The sequence below is a fragment of the Stenotrophomonas rhizophila genome (genome assembly GCF_003651185.1).
Classification (GTDB): domain Bacteria; phylum Pseudomonadota; class Gammaproteobacteria; order Xanthomonadales; family Xanthomonadaceae; genus Stenotrophomonas; species Stenotrophomonas maltophilia_Z.
The window spans coordinates 936,921-953,728 of the sequence record NZ_RCDC01000004.1; the positions used below are offsets into that span (position 1 = coordinate 936,921).

At 66.1% G+C, this 16,808-nt stretch carries 17 protein-coding genes; 7 read left to right on the forward strand and 10 right to left on the reverse strand.

Annotation, left to right across the window (positions count from 1 at the left end; genetic code table 11):
- Nucleotides 1–101: 101 nt before the first annotated feature.
- The 3 genes from epmA to ligA are packed head-to-tail and all read right to left on the reverse strand — an operon-like array spanning nucleotide 102 to nucleotide 4,005.
- Nucleotides 102–1,046, reverse strand: a complete 945-nt coding sequence (epmA, locus tag BCL79_RS04250; RefSeq protein ID WP_121037832.1) for an EF-P lysine aminoacylase EpmA — start codon at nucleotides 1,044–1,046, stop codon at nucleotides 102–104.
- Nucleotides 1,043–1,528 (reverse strand): GNAT family N-acetyltransferase, encoded by a 486-nt coding sequence (locus tag BCL79_RS04255; RefSeq protein ID WP_121037835.1) that lies wholly within the window; start codon nucleotides 1,526–1,528, stop codon nucleotides 1,043–1,045. The genes epmA and BCL79_RS04255 overlap by 4 nt, the downstream gene beginning before the upstream one ends.
- A 14-nt stretch (nucleotides 1,529–1,542) precedes the next feature.
- Entirely contained in the window at nucleotides 1,543–4,005 is a 2,463-nt protein-coding gene (gene ligA / locus BCL79_RS04260; RefSeq protein WP_121037838.1) for an NAD-dependent DNA ligase LigA, read from the reverse strand.
- A gap of 126 nt (nucleotides 4,006–4,131) precedes the next feature.
- Here ligA and BCL79_RS04265 point away from each other — a divergent pair, with 126 nt between their 5' ends.
- Complete coding sequence (locus BCL79_RS04265; protein WP_121037840.1) at nucleotides 4,132–5,253, forward strand: pyridoxal phosphate-dependent aminotransferase; 1,122 nt, start codon at nucleotides 4,132–4,134, stop codon at nucleotides 5,251–5,253.
- Between the two features lie 33 nt (nucleotides 5,254–5,286).
- On the opposite strand, the gene zipA is transcribed toward BCL79_RS04265, so the two are convergent.
- The 6 genes from zipA to BCL79_RS04295 form a co-directional block, all read right to left on the reverse strand.
- A complete protein-coding gene (zipA, locus tag BCL79_RS04270) occupies nucleotides 5,287–6,024 on the reverse strand; it encodes a cell division protein ZipA (RefSeq protein ID WP_121037842.1) in 738 nt (245 codons plus the stop codon).
- A 47-nt stretch (nucleotides 6,025–6,071) separates the two neighbouring features.
- Complete coding sequence (gene smc, locus BCL79_RS04275) at nucleotides 6,072–9,575, reverse strand: chromosome segregation protein SMC (RefSeq protein ID WP_121037845.1); 3,504 nt, start codon at nucleotides 9,573–9,575, stop codon at nucleotides 6,072–6,074.
- 864 nt (nucleotides 9,576–10,439) lie between these two features.
- On the reverse strand, nucleotides 10,440–10,892 hold the full coding sequence (gene rplI / locus BCL79_RS04280) for a 50S ribosomal protein L9 (protein WP_121037848.1): 453 nt from the start codon (nucleotides 10,890–10,892) through the stop codon (nucleotides 10,440–10,442).
- Nucleotides 10,893–11,046: 154 nt separating this feature from the next.
- Nucleotides 11,047–11,277 (reverse strand): 30S ribosomal protein S18, encoded by a 231-nt coding sequence (gene rpsR / locus BCL79_RS04285; protein ID WP_002804494.1) that lies wholly within the window; start codon nucleotides 11,275–11,277, stop codon nucleotides 11,047–11,049.
- An 11-nt stretch (nucleotides 11,278–11,288) separates the two neighbouring features.
- On the reverse strand, nucleotides 11,289–11,729 hold the full coding sequence (gene rpsF / locus BCL79_RS04290) for a 30S ribosomal protein S6 (RefSeq protein WP_019184348.1): 441 nt from the start codon (nucleotides 11,727–11,729) through the stop codon (nucleotides 11,289–11,291).
- 167 nt (nucleotides 11,730–11,896) lie between these two features.
- Nucleotides 11,897–12,235 carry a HesB/IscA family protein gene (locus BCL79_RS04295; protein ID WP_019184349.1) on the reverse strand — a complete coding sequence of 113 codons (339 nt, stop codon included), beginning with the start codon at nucleotides 12,233–12,235 and terminating at the stop codon, nucleotides 11,897–11,899.
- Nucleotides 12,236–12,419: 184 nt separating this feature from the next.
- Between BCL79_RS04295 and asnS the strand changes: the two genes are divergently transcribed.
- The 6 genes from asnS (at nucleotide 12,420) to BCL79_RS04325 (ending at nucleotide 16,388) form a co-directional block, all read left to right on the forward strand.
- Nucleotides 12,420–13,814, forward strand: coding sequence for an asparagine--tRNA ligase (gene asnS, locus BCL79_RS04300; protein WP_019184350.1), 1,395 nt, complete (start codon nucleotides 12,420–12,422; stop codon nucleotides 13,812–13,814).
- 23 nt (nucleotides 13,815–13,837) lie between these two features.
- On the forward strand, nucleotides 13,838–14,143 hold the full coding sequence (locus BCL79_RS04305; RefSeq protein WP_102787980.1) for a hypothetical protein: 306 nt from the start codon (nucleotides 13,838–13,840) through the stop codon (nucleotides 14,141–14,143).
- Nucleotides 14,140–14,454 carry a hypothetical protein gene (locus BCL79_RS04310; RefSeq protein ID WP_121037851.1) on the forward strand — a complete coding sequence of 105 codons (315 nt, stop codon included), beginning with the start codon at nucleotides 14,140–14,142 and terminating at the stop codon, nucleotides 14,452–14,454. The genes BCL79_RS04305 and BCL79_RS04310 overlap by 4 nt, the downstream gene beginning before the upstream one ends.
- Nucleotides 14,455–14,460: 6 nt before the next feature.
- Nucleotides 14,461–15,099 (forward strand): FMN-binding negative transcriptional regulator, encoded by a 639-nt coding sequence (locus tag BCL79_RS04315; RefSeq protein ID WP_121037854.1) that lies wholly within the window; start codon nucleotides 14,461–14,463, stop codon nucleotides 15,097–15,099.
- Between the two features lie 74 nt (nucleotides 15,100–15,173).
- Nucleotides 15,174–15,836, forward strand: a complete 663-nt coding sequence (can, locus tag BCL79_RS04320) for a carbonate dehydratase (protein ID WP_121037857.1) — start codon at nucleotides 15,174–15,176, stop codon at nucleotides 15,834–15,836.
- A gap of 24 nt (nucleotides 15,837–15,860) precedes the next feature.
- Entirely contained in the window at nucleotides 15,861–16,388 is a 528-nt protein-coding gene (locus BCL79_RS04325) for a 3-hydroxyanthranilate 3,4-dioxygenase (protein ID WP_121037860.1), read from the forward strand.
- Nucleotides 16,389–16,596: 208 nt separating this feature from the next.
- Here BCL79_RS04325 and BCL79_RS04330 read toward each other — a convergent pair whose 3' ends face one another.
- Complete coding sequence (locus BCL79_RS04330) at nucleotides 16,597–16,797, reverse strand: hypothetical protein (RefSeq protein WP_147433858.1); 201 nt, start codon at nucleotides 16,795–16,797, stop codon at nucleotides 16,597–16,599.
- Nucleotides 16,798–16,808: the final 11 nt, after the last annotated feature.

Sequence of the window (16,808 nt, forward strand, 5' to 3'; positions counted from 1 at the left end):
TCCCTGCCACGCCTGAACGATCACCTGACCACCTTCGGACATCCGGTGTGATCAGAGCATCATCATGCAGGCCGCGCAAGACGCGAATGCGTCAAAACGCCTCAGGCGTGGGCGAAATCCAGAGCCAGCACATCGGCGATCCGGCCGGTGCCGTTCATCGCCATCAACAAGCGGTCCACACCGACCGCGACACCCGCGCAATCGGGCAGGTCCGGCAGCGCTGCGAGCAGGTGTTCATCCAGCGGCGGCAGCACGTCGCCACGTGCGGTGCGTATCGCATGGTCGCGCTCGAAACGCGCGCGTTGCTCAACCGCGTCGTTCAGCTCGTGATAGCCATTGGCCAGTTCGACACTGCCCAGGTACAGCTCGAAACGCTCGGCCAGGGGCGGTGTACCGGGACGGATCCGGGCCAGTGCCGCCTGGGTCGCGGGCCAGTCATGCACGACCGTCATGGTGTCGTCACGGAAGTGCGGCTGGATGCAGTGGGTCATCAGCAGATCGAGCCAATCGTCGCGGGTGAGCCCATCGGCATCGATGCGGATCTCGGCCAGCGGCGCCTGCAGCTGTTCCAGGTTGGCCTGGAACGGGTCCAGCCCGATGTGCCGCTGGTAGAGACCGCGGTAATCGATCACCTCCAACGTGGCCTCGCGCTGGACCAGCTGCAGCGCGGCGCGCACCAGCTCGGCGGTCTCGCCCATCAAGCGGCGTTGATCCCAGCCGACCCGATACCACTCCAGCATGGTGAACTCGGGGTTGTGGCGGCCACCGGCCTCGCCATTACGGAACACGCGGCCGAGTTCGTAACAGTCCCCCACCCCGGCGGCGAGCAGCCGCTTGAGCGGAAACTCCGGCGAGGTGCGTAGCCAGCGTTGCGGCGTGCCTGCATCCACGTGCCCGCTGAAGCGGGTGTGGAAGCTGTCGATGTTCGGCTCGGTATTGCCGGCGGCGGAGAGGATCGGCGTTTCCACCTCCAGCACATCGCGCGCGGCGAAGAAGCTGCGGATCAGCGCGTTGAGCGCGGCACGCTGGCGCAGCGCGGCGATCATGCGCGCGCGTCCTTCAGGCGCTGGGCCAACGGCAGGGTGAGCAGATCGCGGGTGTCATCCACATAGCCGGTGGCCAGGTACAACCGGCGCGCCAGTTCGTTGTGGTGGTTTACCTCCAGGCGCATGCGTTCCACGCCCCGCGCATTGGCACGCTGCTCCAGAATCGCCAGCGCCTGCTTGCCGCGCCCTCTGCCGCGCGCGGCATGGGCCAGGTAGAGCTCGTCCAGCAGCGCGAAATGACCGCCCTGCTCCAGGCTGAAGCCCATCGCCAGCGCCCCATAACCCACCACAGCGCCCGCCTCGTCCAGCCACAACAACACTTCGCCATTGCGCGGATCTTCCAGCAGTGCGGCCAAGGCATTGCGGACCCGGGTGTCGTCGAAATCGAGTTTATCTTCGGCGTAGAAATCACGCATCAGCCCGATCAACAGCGCGGTGTCAGCCACGGTGGCCAGGCGGAAATCAAGGGGAATGGTCTGCATGCGATCTCTCTTGTTCAATGCTGCGCGAGGAAAGCGACCAGCTGGTCTTCGTCCCAGACCGGCACGCCCAGCTCCTGCGCCTTGGTCAGCTTGGAGCCGGCCTCGGCGCCCGCCACCACGAACGAGGTCTTCTTGGACACACTGCCGGCCACCTTGGCGCCCAACGCTTCCAGGCGCGCCTTGGCCTCATCGCGATTCATCTGCGACAACGTTCCGGTCAGCACGGCGGTCTGGCCCTCCAGCGGACCTGCTGCCTGCTCGGCCTGTTCCGGCGCCAGCGCCAGCAGCCTCTGGCGGTACTCCTCGGCCTTGAGCAACATCGGGCCGTGGCCCTCGCTGTCCAGCCAGTCGGCCAGGCCCATGGCCACCTCGTTGGGCAGGCCGGCGGCCACGAAGCGTACCGGCTCGGCATCCAGCAGCGCGGCAGCGTCCGGCAGCACGGCGACCAGCTTCTCGGCGCGCAGGCGGGTGATGCCCGGAATCTCCGCCTCGACCAACAACTGCGCGAAATCCAGACCCTCGCGCAGCTTGGCGATCGGCGGGTGCACATCGCTGATGCGCACCTGACCGACCTGCAGCAGGGCATCGATCGCCTCCTGGTTGCCGGCCTGTTCGAAGAAGTGGCCGAGCGAGCGCGCGACTTCGCCGCCGATATCGGGCACGCGCTTGAACAGCGGCCACGGCAGGTGGCGGATCAGCTGCAGATCGCCGAACCAGGTCGCCAGGGCCTTGGCGGTGCTTTCACCGACATGCTCGATGCCCAGCGCGAACAACAGGCGCTCCAGCGTGGTGGTACGGCTGGCGTCGATGGCGCCGATCAGATTGTCGGCCCACTTGGTGGCGATCTTCTTCGTGTTCCAGGTGAACGTGGCCGGCATCGCCAGCGCCTGCGCGCGCCATCCCGCATCGCTGCCATCCAGCTTGAGCAGCCCGCGGAGATAGTCGCCACTGCCTTCCGGCGGCAGATGCAGGCCGATCTGGCTGGCCAGCGCCTCGGGCGATTCGGCATCCAGCACCAGCTTGAGCTGCAGCAGTTGATCGCGCTGCAGACGGTACAGATCCGACACGCCGCGCACGATGCCGGCATCGACCAGCGTCTCGATGTACTTGCCGCCCAATCCGTCGATATCCATCGCACGGCGCGAGGCGAAGTGCGCGATGGCTTCCTTGCGCTGCGCCGGGCAGCTCAACTCACCCGAGCAGCGCCAGGCGGCCTCGCCCTCTTCGCGGACGATCTCCGAGCCGCACACCGGGCACTGCGAGGGCATCTGCCACGGTGTGGTACCGGCGGGGCGGCGATCGGCGATCACGCTGACCACTTCCGGGATCACATCGCCGGCGCGGCGCACGATCACCGTATCGCCCACGCGGACATCCAGACGCGCGATCTGGTCGGCGTTGTGCAGCGTCGCGTTGGAGACGATCACGCCAGCTACCGCGACCGGCGCCAGACGCGCCACCGGAGTCGCCGCACCGGTGCGGCCGATCTGGATCTCGATCGCCTCCACCGTGGTGGTCTGTTCCTGCGCCGGGAACTTGTGCGCGATCGCCCAGCGCGGTGCACGCGCGACGAAGCCCATCTGTTCCTGGCCGGCACGGTCATCGAGCTTGTAGACCACCCCATCGATATCGAAGGCCAGGCCATCGCGGCGCTCGCCGATATCACGGTAATAGGCGAGCAGCCCCTCCGCGCCCTCCACCACCTGGCACAGGTCGCTGACCGGGAAGCCCCATGCACGCAGCTGGGCCAGCGTGGCCGAGTGGGTGGGCGGCAGTTCACCGCCGTCGACCTGGCCGATGCCATAGGCGTAGAAACTGAGCTTGCGCCTGGCGCTCATCTTCGGATCCAGCTGGCGCAGCGAGCCGGCCGCGGCATTGCGCGGATTGGCCAGCACCTTGCCGTCATGCAGGCGGGCATCGGCGTTGTAGGCCTCGAAATCAGCGCGGGCCATATAGACCTCGCCGCGTACTTCCAACACCCCAGGCCAGCCCTCGCCTTTGAGCACCTGCGGGATCACGCTGATCTGGCGCAGGTTGGCACTGACATCCTCACCGGTGGCGCCATCACCCCGGGTTGCGCCCTGGACGAAGCGGCCATTCTCGTAGCGCAGGCTGATCGCCAGGCCGTCGAGCTTGGGTTCGGCGGAGAAGTAAAGCGTGCTCCGGCGCAGGCGCTCGCTGATGCGGCGCACGAAATCCTGGACTTCTTCATCGCTGAAGGCGTTGCCCAGCGACAGCATCGGCACCGCATGGCGGACCTCGGCGAAGCGCGAAGAAGCCTTCCCCCCCACCTGCCGGGTGGGCGAGTCTGCGGTGATGAGCTCGGGGTGCGCCTGCTCGATCGCTTCCAGCTCGCGCACCAGCCGGTCGTACTCGACGTCGGGAATCAGCTGCTCGTCGCGCTCGTGGTAGGCCTTGCCGGCCTCCTCGATCTGGCGGCGCAGGACGTCGGCACGTGCGGCGGGGCTGGGGGTCATGCGGAAGGCGATCCTGGTGGGGCATTCAATTTTACCCCTCCCCCCGCTCCTGCGCGCAGTGAAGAACGCTTGCCGCCGATCCGCCGTGGCGCTAGCGTGCGCCAAACCCCTTGTTTCCGGTGCCCCGTGACCCCTGCCCTCGTCGCTTCCCGTCGCTCGTTCCTGCAGTTGGCCGGCACCGGCCTTGCGTTGTCCGGCCTGGGTGCACTGCCTGCATCGGCCGCGCCGTCGCGCACGCTCCCCGCCAGTGCGGGACCGGTGCTGCTGAACTTCAACGAATGCCCGTATGGGCCATCGCCCGCCGCGCAGGCCGCGGCACGCGACATCGTCGCCGGCAGCGGGCGGTATCTGTTTGCGCTGGCCGGCGAGCTGCGCGACCTGCTCGCCCAGCAGGAAGGCATCGGCAAGGATCACGTGCGGCTGTATCCGGGCTCAAGCGAGCCACTGAACCGGGCGGCAGTGCTCTGGACCTCGCCTGGCGCGGGGCTGGTGGTCGCTGATCCCACCTTCGAGGCGCTGGGCGATCTTGCGGCTGCGCGTGGGGCCACCGTGGCCAAGGTGCCGCTGCGCGCCGACGGGGCACACGACGTGCATGCGATGGCGGCGGCTGCCGCGACGGTCAATGCCGGCTTGCTGTACCTGTGCAACCCCAACAATCCCACCGGCTCGATCACCCCGGCGGCCGACATCGCCTGGCTGCTGGCCAACAAGCCTGCGCAGACCCGGGTGCTGGTCGATGAGGCCTACCTGCAATACAGCGAACAACGCTCGGTGATTGCCCAGGTGATGCAGCGCGATGACGTGATCGTGCTGCGCACCTTCTCCAAGCTCTACGGCATGGCCGGCCTGCGCCTGGGTGTGGCAGCTGCGCATCCGGATCGGCTGAAGGAACTGGCCAGCCTGGGCGACAACCCGTTGCCGGTCACGGCGGTGGCCGCCGGCCTGGCGAGCCTGCGCGATCCGGGGTTGATTGCGCAGCGCAACGCAGAGAATGCCGTGGTGCGGCAGGAGACCATCAGCTGGCTGGGCAAGCGCGGTTTTACCTGCGTGCCTTCCGAAGCGAACTGTTTCGTGGTCGATGTGCAGCGCGACGGCGCAGCATTTTCCGCGGCGATGGCCGAGCGCGGCGTGGTCATCGGCCGCAGCTGGTCGATCTGGCCGCAGCGGGTGCGGGTAACGGTCGGCACCGAGGCCGAGATGGCCCGGTTCCGTGAGGCGTTCGAGGCGGTGGTCAGCCGCAACGGGTAAATGTAGCGCCGACCGTTGGTCGGCTCTACATGATCACCAACGCGGTGCTTTGGTCAGCGGCGGGGCCTGGTGCTGGCGGTCGTAGGCACGCAGTTCGTCGCGGATGTGCGCGATGCGCTGGCGGCCCAGGGCGTTGCGACTGTCATCGAGCACCACGCCATCGAGCAGTTCGCCCATGCGCTGCACGGTCGGCAGCATCTTTTCCCAGGCGTCCAGCGCGGTCAGCGGCGCCGGCAGGGTCAAGAAGAAGGCGATCGCCGGCGTTTCCATCTCGCGGATGTTGGCCATGTCGAAACTGCCCGGCTTCATGATGCTGGCCATCGAGAAGATCGGGCCACGCTCGGGGTGGCCTTCGACCAGACGGTGGAAGACATTCATGTGGCCGAACACCAGGCCGGTCTTTTCCGCAGCGACGACGATGTCTTCGCCACGCAGCTGCTCACCGGCACGGGCGGCCACGAACAGCGAGACGATCTTGTCGAAATCCTGGGTGGTGCGCTTGCCAAGGTCACTGGCCGGACCGGCATCCACCTCGGGCAGGCCGAGTTCGGGCTGGGTCACGCCGTCTTCGCCCACCACGGGCGCAGCGCCGTCGGCCGGGATCTCGCCCTCGCCCAGTACGGGCTCGCGGCGCTGGCCGTTGGTGCCTTCGGCACCCTCGACGCGGCGGCCCTGCATTTTCTTTTTCGGACGGCCAAACAGGAAGATCGCAGCGATCAACAGCAGGCCGGCGGCCAGGATGCCGATGCGGAGCAGTGCCATGTCGGACATTCGGGAGGTTCTCCGGCTAAATCATTCAGGTACTTAAGGATGGCACGTCACGCCGCGCCCGCCAATCGTGCGGCTTCCTCCAGGTCGACACTGACCAGTCGGCTGACGCCCGGTTCGCGCATGGTCACGCCGGAAAGCTGGTGCGCCGCCTCCATCGTGGCCTTGTTGTGGCTCACAAACAGGAACTGAACCTTCTCGCTCATTTCCTTGACCATGTTGGCCAGGCGGCCGACGTTGGCTTCGTCCAGTGGCGCGTCCACCTCGTCCAGCAGGCAGAACGGCGCCGGGTTGAGCTGGAAGATCGCAAACACCAGCGCCACCGCGGTCATCGCCTTCTCGCCACCGGACAGCAGCGAGATGCTCGATACCCGCTTGCCCGGCGGCCGCGCCATGATCGCAACACCGGTGTCGAGCAGGTCTTCACCTGTCAATTCCAGATACGCGTGGCCACCACCGAACAGGCGCGGATACAGCTGCTGCACGCCGGCATTGACCCGGTCGAAGGTGTCCTTGAAGCGGCCGCGGGTCTCGCGGTCGATCTTGCGGATCGCGTCTTCCAGGGTTTCCAGCGCGGTGGTGAGGTCGGTGTTCTGGGCGTCCAGGTATTCCGAACGCTGCGAGGCCTCGCCGTATTCCTGGATGGCGGCCAGGTTCACCGGCTCCAGGCGGCGCATGCGGCCGTCGATCTGATGGACCGTCTGCTCCCAGTCGGTGATGCGCGCATCCTCGGGCAGGCCGTTGATCACGTCCTGCAGCACGAACCCGGCCTTCTCCACCGAGGCCGACAGCTGGTCGGCGCTGAGCACCAGCGCCTGCTGATCCAGCTTGCGCTGGGAAATCCGCTCGCGCTGCGCCAGCGCCTGTTCGTCGCGCTGATGGCGGGTCTGTTCGAAGGTGCGCAGCTCGGCATCGATGCCATCCAGCAGCGTACGGGCCTCACCGAGCACGCGGTCTGCACGCACGCGCTCGCCGAGCGCGTTCTGGTGTTCGGCTTCGAGCGTCTTGACCGGCGAATCGCCTTCGTCGAGCTGCGAGTGCAGTTCGCCCAAGCGGGTATCCAGCTGCCCGCGCTGCGTGCTCATGCGCTCCAGTGCCTGGCTCAGCGAGGCGATCTGCGCCCGTTGTGATTCCAGGGTCAGTGCCAGCGAGTGCGCCGCCTCGCGTACGTTGCGCGCCTGGTCGCGCGCCTGATCGCGCGCATCGGTGAGCTGGCGGCGCTCGCCCTCCAGCGCGGCGCGGACCGATTCCAGATCGCCCATGCTGGTGACCGCATCGTCCAGCCGCGCGCGCGCTTCGCGCACCTGCTCGCGGCCGGCATCCAGCGTTTCCAGCAGTTGCACCAGCTCGCCTTCGATGCGATCGATGCGGGTGCGTGCGGCCTCCACTTTGCCCTGCTGGCTCTGCAGCTGACCGCCGAGTTCGGACACGCTGCGATGCGCCAGGTACAGCTCGCGCTGCGCGTCTTCGCGCTGCTGCTCACCCGCCAGCAACTGGTCACGGAAACCGGACAACTGCTGTTCCAGGGCCGCTTCGCGGTCCTGCAGGGTTTCAATCTGCTCGCGCAGGGTGACGATCTCGCGCTCACGCAGCAGCGCGCCCTGCTTGGCCGCGCCGGAGCGCGACACGCGCACCCAGCCCTCGCCCAAGCGCTCGCCACCGCGGGTAATGACCGAATCGCCCTCACCCAGCGTCGCCTGCAGTGCACGCGCGGCCTCGAGATCCTCGGCGGCATGCAGGCGCGCCAGCAGGCGACGGATCGCCGTCGGGCCCTGCACTTTCGCGGCCAAGGAGGTCGGGGCGACGTCCAGCGCGGCCTGCTCGGCAGAGACCAGCGCGATGCGGCCTTCGCCGAGTTCGCCCAGCGCATCCACCAGCGATTCCGGTGCATCGACCAACACACCTTCGATCAGCTGACCGAGCGCGCTTTCCACGGCGTTTTCCCAGCCACTCTCCACGGTCAGGCGCTCACCGACGCGCGCGCCGGAATCCAGCCCACGCGCCTTCAGCCATGCCACCGCAGCGCCCTGCTCCTGGCCCAGCGCGGCCTGCTGCAGGGTTTCCAGCGAGGACAAACGGCCGCGTGCGGCCTGGGCCTGCTTGCGGATCTCGGCCAGCTCGGTCTGGCCGGTACGCTGGCGATCCTGCAGCCCGGCCACGACAAGTTTGCGTTCTTCCACCTGTTCGTTGAGCGTGTCCAGCGAGGCCTTCTGGGTCTCGTGCTGGATGTGCAGCTCCTCGAACACCTCGGCCAATGCGTCCAGATCCAGCCCGGTGCGCTCGGCCTGCAGCGACTCGCGGCGGCGGTCGGCTTCCAGCACCTGGCGGTCCAGATAGTCCACGCGGGTACGTTCAACTTCACCGGCGCGCGAGGCTTCCGAGGTATTGCGGGTATGGGCTTCCCAGCGCTGCTGCCAATCGGCCAGACGGGCCTCGGCGTCGCGCAGGGCTTCCTGCTTGATTTCGTTCTCTTCCTGCAGCTGCTCCAGGCGCGGCTCGGCGTCATCGACCGCCTCGCGCAGCACCATCAGCTTGGCCTCATCGCCACTGATGTGCTGGCCCAGATCGGCCAGTGCCTGCTGGGCTTCATCGCGCGCCTTGTTGAGTCGCTGCGACATCTCGCGCTGATGCTGGATCTGCTGCTCAAGGCGCGCCAGCGTACTGCCGACCTGGTACACCTCGGCCTGCGCGGTGTTGAGCGCATCGGAGGCTTCTTCGCGGCGCAGGCGGCTGGTTTCAATGCGGGCTTCGGCGTCACGCTGTTCGGCGATCAACTGCTGCAGGCGCGTTTCCTCGCGCGACAGCGCTTCGCGCAGGCCCCCGAGGCGCCCATCCAGGCCGCGGTACTCCAGCGCCTTCCACTCGGCATCCTTGACCTTGCGCTCTTCCTGCAACGCCTGGTACTGCTCGGCCTGGCGCGCCTGGCGCTTGAGGTGTTCGAGCTGCTTGCCGATTTCCTCGCGCAGGTCGCCCAGGCGATCCAGGTTTTCGCGGGTATGCCGGATGCGGGTTTCAGTTTCCTTGCGGCGCTCCTTGTACTTGGAGATGCCGGCGGCTTCTTCCAGATACACACGCAGGTCTTCGGGCCGGGCCTCGATGATCTTGCTGATCATGCCCTGCTCGATGATCGAGTAGCTGCGCGGCCCCAGGCCGGTGCCGAGGAACAGATCGGTGATGTCGCGGCGGCGGCACTTGGTGCCGTTGAGGTAGTAGTTGCTGCTGCCATCGCGGCTGACGGTACGCTTCACCGAGATCTCGTTGAACGAGGCGTACTCGCCGGTGATGGTGTGGTCGGTGTTGTCGAAGATCAGTTCGACGGTGGCCTGCGAGACGGGCTTGCGGGCGGAGGAGCCGGAGAAGATGACGTCGGTGAGCGAGTCGCCGCGCAGGCGGCTGGCGGAGCTTTCGCCCATGACCCAGCGCACGGCGTCGATGATGTTCGATTTGCCACAGCCATTGGGCCCCACCACGCCGGTCATGTTGGTCGGCAGGTGCAGCGTGGTCGGATCGACGAAGGATTTGAATCCGGACAGCTTGATCGTGGACAGACGCATGGCGTGATGGTTTTCCGGGCGAAGGCCTGAAGCGACCCCCACCATGGTGGATTACGGAGCGGATTTACCCTTCAAGCCATTGATGTTGCAGGGTTTCAATGGCCCCGGGGGCGACGCGATAGCCTGAGTATAACGGGGCGGGTGTTCAGCGGGCTGCGGGGGTTGGTGTTGGCCGTGGCCGTGGCCGTGGCCGTGCAGCCGTAGCCAGAGCCAGAGCAGAAGCGGCATTTCAGGTTGGTGCGTGGCGGGACGGCGTGGGGGGGGTCGCGGGACCCGCCGTGAACCCGTCCATGGGGGCTCATAAGGCGCCATCCATGGCGCCTTATGGTCCCGCCACCCCACCCACGCCATCCCGTAGACACATGGCTGGTGTGCAGGCTGAGAGCCAAGGCATGGCAGCCTTGGATTGACCTGGCCTGGCCTGACCCGAGCGGAATGACTCAAATCGAGCTGAGCCGCCATCGTCTGTGCGTCGGAACGGCGCGGGAGAGCCACGCCATGCGTGGCTGGGGGACGGGGAAGCAAGAACATCCACGCATGGCGTGGATCTACCTGAGAGCTGGACCACCAACATGCCGGCTTGGGTACCGCCCGCCACAGCCGGCGGACGCCAGCTCTTCCAACCGCCCGGACCGGACATTTGGCTGGAGGGTGCCGGGTAGCCTGGGCCGGGACCGTAATGCGCCATGGATGGCGCATTACGAGCCCCCATGGATGGGTTTACGGCGGGTCCCGGCCCAGGCTACCCGGCGCACTCCCACCGATGTCATCAAGGCGCCCAGCCGCTGCCGCTGCCGTTGCCACAAACAAAAACGGGCACCCTCGCGGGCGCCCGTTTCAGTGACTCCCGCCTTTCGGCAGGGATCAGGCCTTTTCGGCTTCCACAACCACCTTGACGGTGGTTTCCACGTCGGCGTGCAGGTGAACAGTCACCTCGTACTCGCCCACGTTGCGGAACGCGCCTTCGCCCAGGATCACTTCGCTCTTTTCCAGCGGCAGGCCGACAGCGGTGAAGGCTTCGGCGATATCGCGCGGGCCAACCGAACCGTACAACTTGCCTTCGGTCGACGCGTTCGCAGCGATCGTGACGCTCTTGCCTTCCAGCTTCGCCTTGCGGGCTTCGGCGTCAGCGTGGATCGACTGGGCCTTGGCTTCGTAATCAGCGCGCTTGGCTTCGAACTCAGCCACGTTGGTCGCGGTGGCCGGAACGGCCTTGCCGGTCGGGACGAGGAAGTTGCGGCCGTAGCCCGGCTTCACGTCGACCAGATCGCCCAGACCGCCGAGGTTGGTGACCTTCTGAAGAAGAATCAGCTTCATGGTGTAGCTCCAAATATGTATTCGTTAGCGAGGCTCAGGCCCCGCAGCGGATGGCTGTCCGAATATCCGAACGGCGAATCCTTAAACCGCCCGACGCTTTACAGCGCGGGCGGCCGGATCCGCGAAAGCGGCGACTCGAAGTCGCCAGCCTTCATCAGACGTCGTGGTTGTCGGTGTACGGGATCAGGGCCAGGAAACGGGCGCGCTTGACGGCCGTTGCCAGCTGGCGCTGGTACTTCGACTTGGTACCGGTCACGCGGCTCGGCACGATCTTGCCGTTCTCGGTGAGGTACTGGCGCAGGGTGTTGAGATCCTTGTAATCGATCTCCTTGACACCTTCGGCCGTGAACTTGCAGAACTTGCGACGACGGAAGAACTTGGACATGTCAGTGCTCCTTAAGCGGCCGAAGCGGCGTCTTCGCCGGCATCGGTGTCAGCGGCGGCGGGGGTGGTTTCACCTTCTTCGTCATCACGACGACGACGCTCGCCACGCTCGGGCTTGTCACCCTTCTCGTCCTTGCTCTTCATGATCAGCGACTGCTCGGTGTCAGCTTCGTCACGCTTGATGACGAGGTTGCGCAGCACGGCGTCGTTGAAGCGGAAGCTTTCCACCAGCTCGCTCAGCACGGCCTGGTCGCACTCAATGTTGAGCATGACGTAGTGGGCCTTCACCAGGTTCTGGATCGGGTAAGCCAGCTGACGACGGCCCCAATCTTCCAGACGATGGATGGTGCCGTTGCCGTTCTCGACCAGCGCCTTGTAGCGCTCGATCATGGCCGGGACCTGTTCGCTCTGGTCCGGATGGACCAGGAACACGACTTCGTAATGACGACTCATGTGTTTTTACCTTTCGGATGTGGCCCTTTGAGGGCCGGACAGCCCCCCGCAGGTGAACGCGGTGGGGCAAGGGTCCTGCCCGGAATCAGGCAGGAAGCCGCGCATTGTGGCAGCAGAAGGGGTTTCAGGCAAGCCGGGCGGGCTGAACAGGCCCGGCGCGCGGGCGATCAGGCCTTGTCGGCCTCGGTCGTGAAACTCTCGCCGCAGCCGCATTCCGCGGTCGCGTTCGGGTTCCTGAACGTGAAGGTCTCGCTCAGCCCGTGCTTGCCGAAGTCGATCTCGGTGCCGTCCACCAGCTCCAGGCTGGTGGCATCCACATAGATGCGGACCCCGTCCTGCTCGAAAACGGTGTCGCCTTCGCGCTCATCGCGGGCCAGATCGGTGATGTGCCCCCAGCCGGAACAGCCGGTGCGGGTCACGCCGAAACGCAGGCCCAGCGCACCGGGGGTCTGCTCGACGAACTTCTGCACACGGGCAAAGGCAACAGGGGTAAGGCTTACGGCCATGACAGGCAACTCCAGCGGATCGTGATCATTATAGAGGGTATGGCGCGGCCCGGCCTCGGCGGCCGCAGCTGCGGTTCACACGGCGCGCAGCCCCGGGGGACGCGAGAAATGCCTCGCAAGCCGAACACCGCACCCGTTAAACTCCGTGTTCAGAGATCGAGTCGATCAACAGAGGATTCAAGTCATGACGGTGGTCAGCGTTGAACATGCGCTTGCCGGGAAGATCCCGGAAGGCGGCGAGGCAACAGTACGCGGATGGGTCCGCACGGTGCGCGGCTCTGCGGCGCTTGCCTTCGTCAATGTCACCGATGGCTCCTGCTTCGCCCCCATCCAGGTGGTGGCCAATGACACCCTGGCCAATTTCGACGACATCAAGAGCCTGACCCCGGGCTGCTCGGTGATCGCCCGCGGCACCCTGGTCAAATCCCAGGGCAAGGGCCAGTCCTTCGAGATCCAGGCCAGCGACATCGAGATCGTGGGCCTGGTCGAAGACCCGCTGACCTACCCGATCCAGCCCAAGCCGATGAGCCCGGAGTTCCTGCGGGAAGTGGCGCACCTGCGCCCGCGCACGAACCTGTTCGGTGCGGTCACCCGCATCCGCAACTGCCTGGCCCAGGCCGTGCACCGGTTCTTCCACCAGAATGGCTTCAACTGGATCAGCACCCCGATCGTGACCACGTCCGATGCCGAAGGTGCCGGCCAGATGTTCCGGGTCTCGACCCTGGACATGGCCAACCTGCCGCGCAACGAAAAGGGCGAGGTGGATTTCAGCCGCGATTTCTTCGGCAAGGAAACCTTCCTGACCGTGTCCGGCCAGCTGAACGTCGAGGCCTACTGCCTGGCGCTGAGCAAGGTCTACACCTTCGGCCCGACCTTCCGTGCCGAGAACTCCAACACCACCCGCCATCTGGCCGAGTTCTGGATGATCGAGCCGGAAATCGCCTTCGCCGATCTGGCCGAAGACGCGCGCCTGGCCGAGCAGTTCCTGAAGTACCTGTTCCGCGCGGTGCTCGATGAGCGTGGCGATGACCTGGCCTTCCTGGCCGAGCGGGTGGACAAGAACGCGATCACCAAGCTGGAAGGCTTCATCAACGCCCCGTTCGAGCAGATCGACTACACCGAAGCGGTGAAGCTGCTGCAGAACTCGGGCAAGAAGTTCGACTTCCCGGTCGAATGGGGCCTGGACCTGCAGACCGAGCACGAGCGCTGGCTGACCGAAGAACACATCGGCCGCCCGGTGGTGGTGACCAACTACCCCGAGCACATCAAGGCGTTCTACATGCGCCTGAACGACGACGGCAAGACCGTTGCGGCGATGGACGTGCTGGCCCCGGGCATCGGCGAGATCATCGGCGGCAGCCAGCGTGAAGAGCGCCTGGATGTGCTGGATGCGCGCATGGCGCAGTTCGGCCTGGATCCGGCGCACTACGGCTGGTACCGCGATTTCCGCCGCTACGGTTCGGTGCCGCACGCCGGCTTCGGCCTGGGCTTCGAGCGCCTGGTGGTCTACGTCTGCGGGCTGAGCAACATCCGCGATGCGATCCCCTACCCGCGCGCACCGGGCAGCGCCGAATTCTGATCGACCTACGGAGGCACTGAACCATGACCCTGTTCTTCGCGCTGTGTTTCGTCGGCGTGGCGATCGCCGGGTTCAGTGCCTTCGTGATCTTCTGGCCGCTGACCCTGGTCCACATCCGCGACCGCCACCCGGCGCTGGCGGATCGTTTCGGCACGGGCGCATTTCTGCGCCCGGATGCGCTGCGCTGGCTGCTCGGGCGCGACTATCGCCAGAGCACCGACCGCTCGCTGACCGGCCTGGCCGCGCCGGCCTGGCTTTCCCTGCTTACGCTGCTTGCTGGACTGGGCATGGCTGCCCTGCTCTGGCTGCTTTCGATGGTAATCACATGAACGACGACACCTCCCACCACGACGAGTGGTTCCTGGCCAGCCTGGGCAACACCCTGATCTGGGCCCGCCTGCGCGTGCGCCCGGCCGGCACCGCCGAAGTGCTGGACAGCGACGGCAACACGCTGAGCTATGACAGCGAAGACACCGCGCGCTCGCAGCTGTTCGACGCCGAGTTCGTCGCCTACGACGGTCTGGATGAAGAAGACGCCCTGGTGCGCGGCTTCTCGCTGCATGAAGTGCAGCCGCCACAGGCCGACAGCGATGACGCATTGCACGGCCGCATGGTCCAGAGCCTGGGCGCCCGCGCGTAACCGACGATGTTCATCCCGTCCGCCTTCGTCGAGACCGACCTGATCTGGCTGGACCGGCTGCTGGCGCGCGATGCGTTCGTCACCCTCGTCACGACCGGGGCCGACGGCCTGCCGCAGGCCACGCGGATGCCGGTGCTGTACCGGCGCGATGCTGACGGCATCCTGATCGAAGGCCACTGGGCCAAGCCCAACCCGCAGGCGGGCCATGCAGGCCCCGCGTTGATGCTGGTGCACGGCCCGCATGCGTATGTATCGCCGGGGTGGTACCCGGACAAGGAAGCACAGGCACGCGTCCCGACCTGGAACTACGCCGCTGCGGAACTGCGCGGGGTGCTGGAACCGACCACCGATCCGGACACATTGATCGCCATGCTGGACGGCCTGAGCGCGCACTATGAAGCACAGGTCGGCGGTGACTGGGACCTGCTGCCGATCGAGCCGCGCCAACAGCGCATGCTCGCCGGCATCGTCGGTTTCCGCTTCCGCCCGGCCAAGGTGCAGATCAAACTCAAGCTCAGCCAGAACCACCCCGAGGCCAACCAGTCCAGCGTGATCGATGCGCTGTCGGCACTGGACGCCCCGGCATCACGCGAGCTGGCGCAGTGGATGCGCTGGCGCCGCGAGGGCGGCCCTGCCGCCGACTGACCTTCCCCACTCCTGCGACGACGCGGCCACCCTGGCCGCGCCTTGCCCCCACCCGACGTCAGGGACCCCGCACGATGAAAGACATCCACAAGCTGCTGCAGAACAACCGCGAATGGGCGGACCGGATCGAGAAAGAAGACCCGGAGTTCTTCCACCAGCTGGCCAAGCAGCAGCACCCGGAATACCTGTGGATCGGCTGTTCCGATTCGCGCGTGCCGGCCAACCAGATCATCGGCATGGCGCCGGGTGAGGTGTTCGTGCACCGCAACGTGGCCAACGTCGTGGTGCATACGGATCTGAACTGCCTGAGCGTGATCCAGTACGCCGTGGATCAGCTGAAGGTGAAGCACATCCTGATCGTGGGCCATTACGGCTGCGGCGGCGTGCACGCCAGCTTGAACAACACGCGCGTGGGCCTGGCCGACAACTGGCTGCGCCATGTCGGCGATGTGGCGCAGAAACACTCGGCCATCATGGACGCGATCGAGGATCCTGCGCTGAAGCATGCGCGCCTGTGCGAGTTGAACGTGATCGAGCAGGTGGTCAACGCCTGCCGCTCGACTATCGTGCAGGACGCGTGGGCACGCGGCCAGAAGCTGATGGTGCACGGCTGGGTATACAGCCTGAAGGATGGCCGGGTGCGCGAGATGGGCATCGACGTGGGCGCACCGGAAGACCTGCAGCCGGCCTACGAGAAGGCGCTGTCCTACGTGCCGCGCCACGGTCGGCGCGACTGATTCTTCCTTTTACGGACATCGCCCATGCTTGCCTCGCCCATCAATCTGCTCGGCTGGATCGAAGAACACCGGCATCTGTTGAAGCCGCCGGTCGGCAACAAGATGATCGAGAACGGCGATTTCATCGTGATGGTGGTCGGCGGCCCGAACAGCCGCACGGATTTCCATTACGACGAGGGCCCGGAGTGGTTCTATCAGCTTGAAGGGGAGATGACGCTGAAGGTGCAGGAGGATGGCGCGGTGCGCGACATTCCGATCCGCGCGGGCGAGATCTTCCTGTTGCCGGGCGGTGTGCCACATTCGCCGCGCCGCCCGCCGGGCGGTGTGGGCCTGGTGGTGGAGCGCAAGCGGCTGGCGCATGAGCGCGATGGGTTGATGTGGTTCTGCGAGCGGTGCAATCACAAGTTGTACGAGGAGTTTTTCGCACTGGAGAACATCGAGACGGATCTGCCGAAGGTGTTCGATCGCTATCACTCTTCGCTGGAGTTGCGCACGTGCGATGCGTGCGGACACGTGGATCCGTTGCCTGCGAAGGTCGCTGTTGAGGGGTGATAGCTTGGAAGCTCGGAAGCTTGAAAGCTTGAAAGCCACCCGTTGAGTGGACTGGGAGTGGGCCGGCGGGGGCGGGTTTCCTGGACCCGCCGCAAGTACGTCCATGTAGGCTCGTAGTGCGGCATCCATGCCGCACACGGTCCCGGAAACCCACCCCCACCGACCCATCCACACTTCGCGGTGCGCATGGAAAAGAGCAACGCTGGAGCTAGCGCGGCCTCTGCTGCTTCTGCTGCTTCTGCTGCTTCTGCTGCTTCTGCTGCTTCTGCTGCTGCTCCTGCTGCTTCTGCTGCTTCTGCTGCTTCTGCTGCTTCTGCTGCCGTGACTGCTTCTGCTGATACTGCGCCGCAGCCTCACAAGCAAAACCAAGCTGCGCTGGTCCCAGCGCCGCCAACCTCGGCGCAGGCATGAACGACTGCG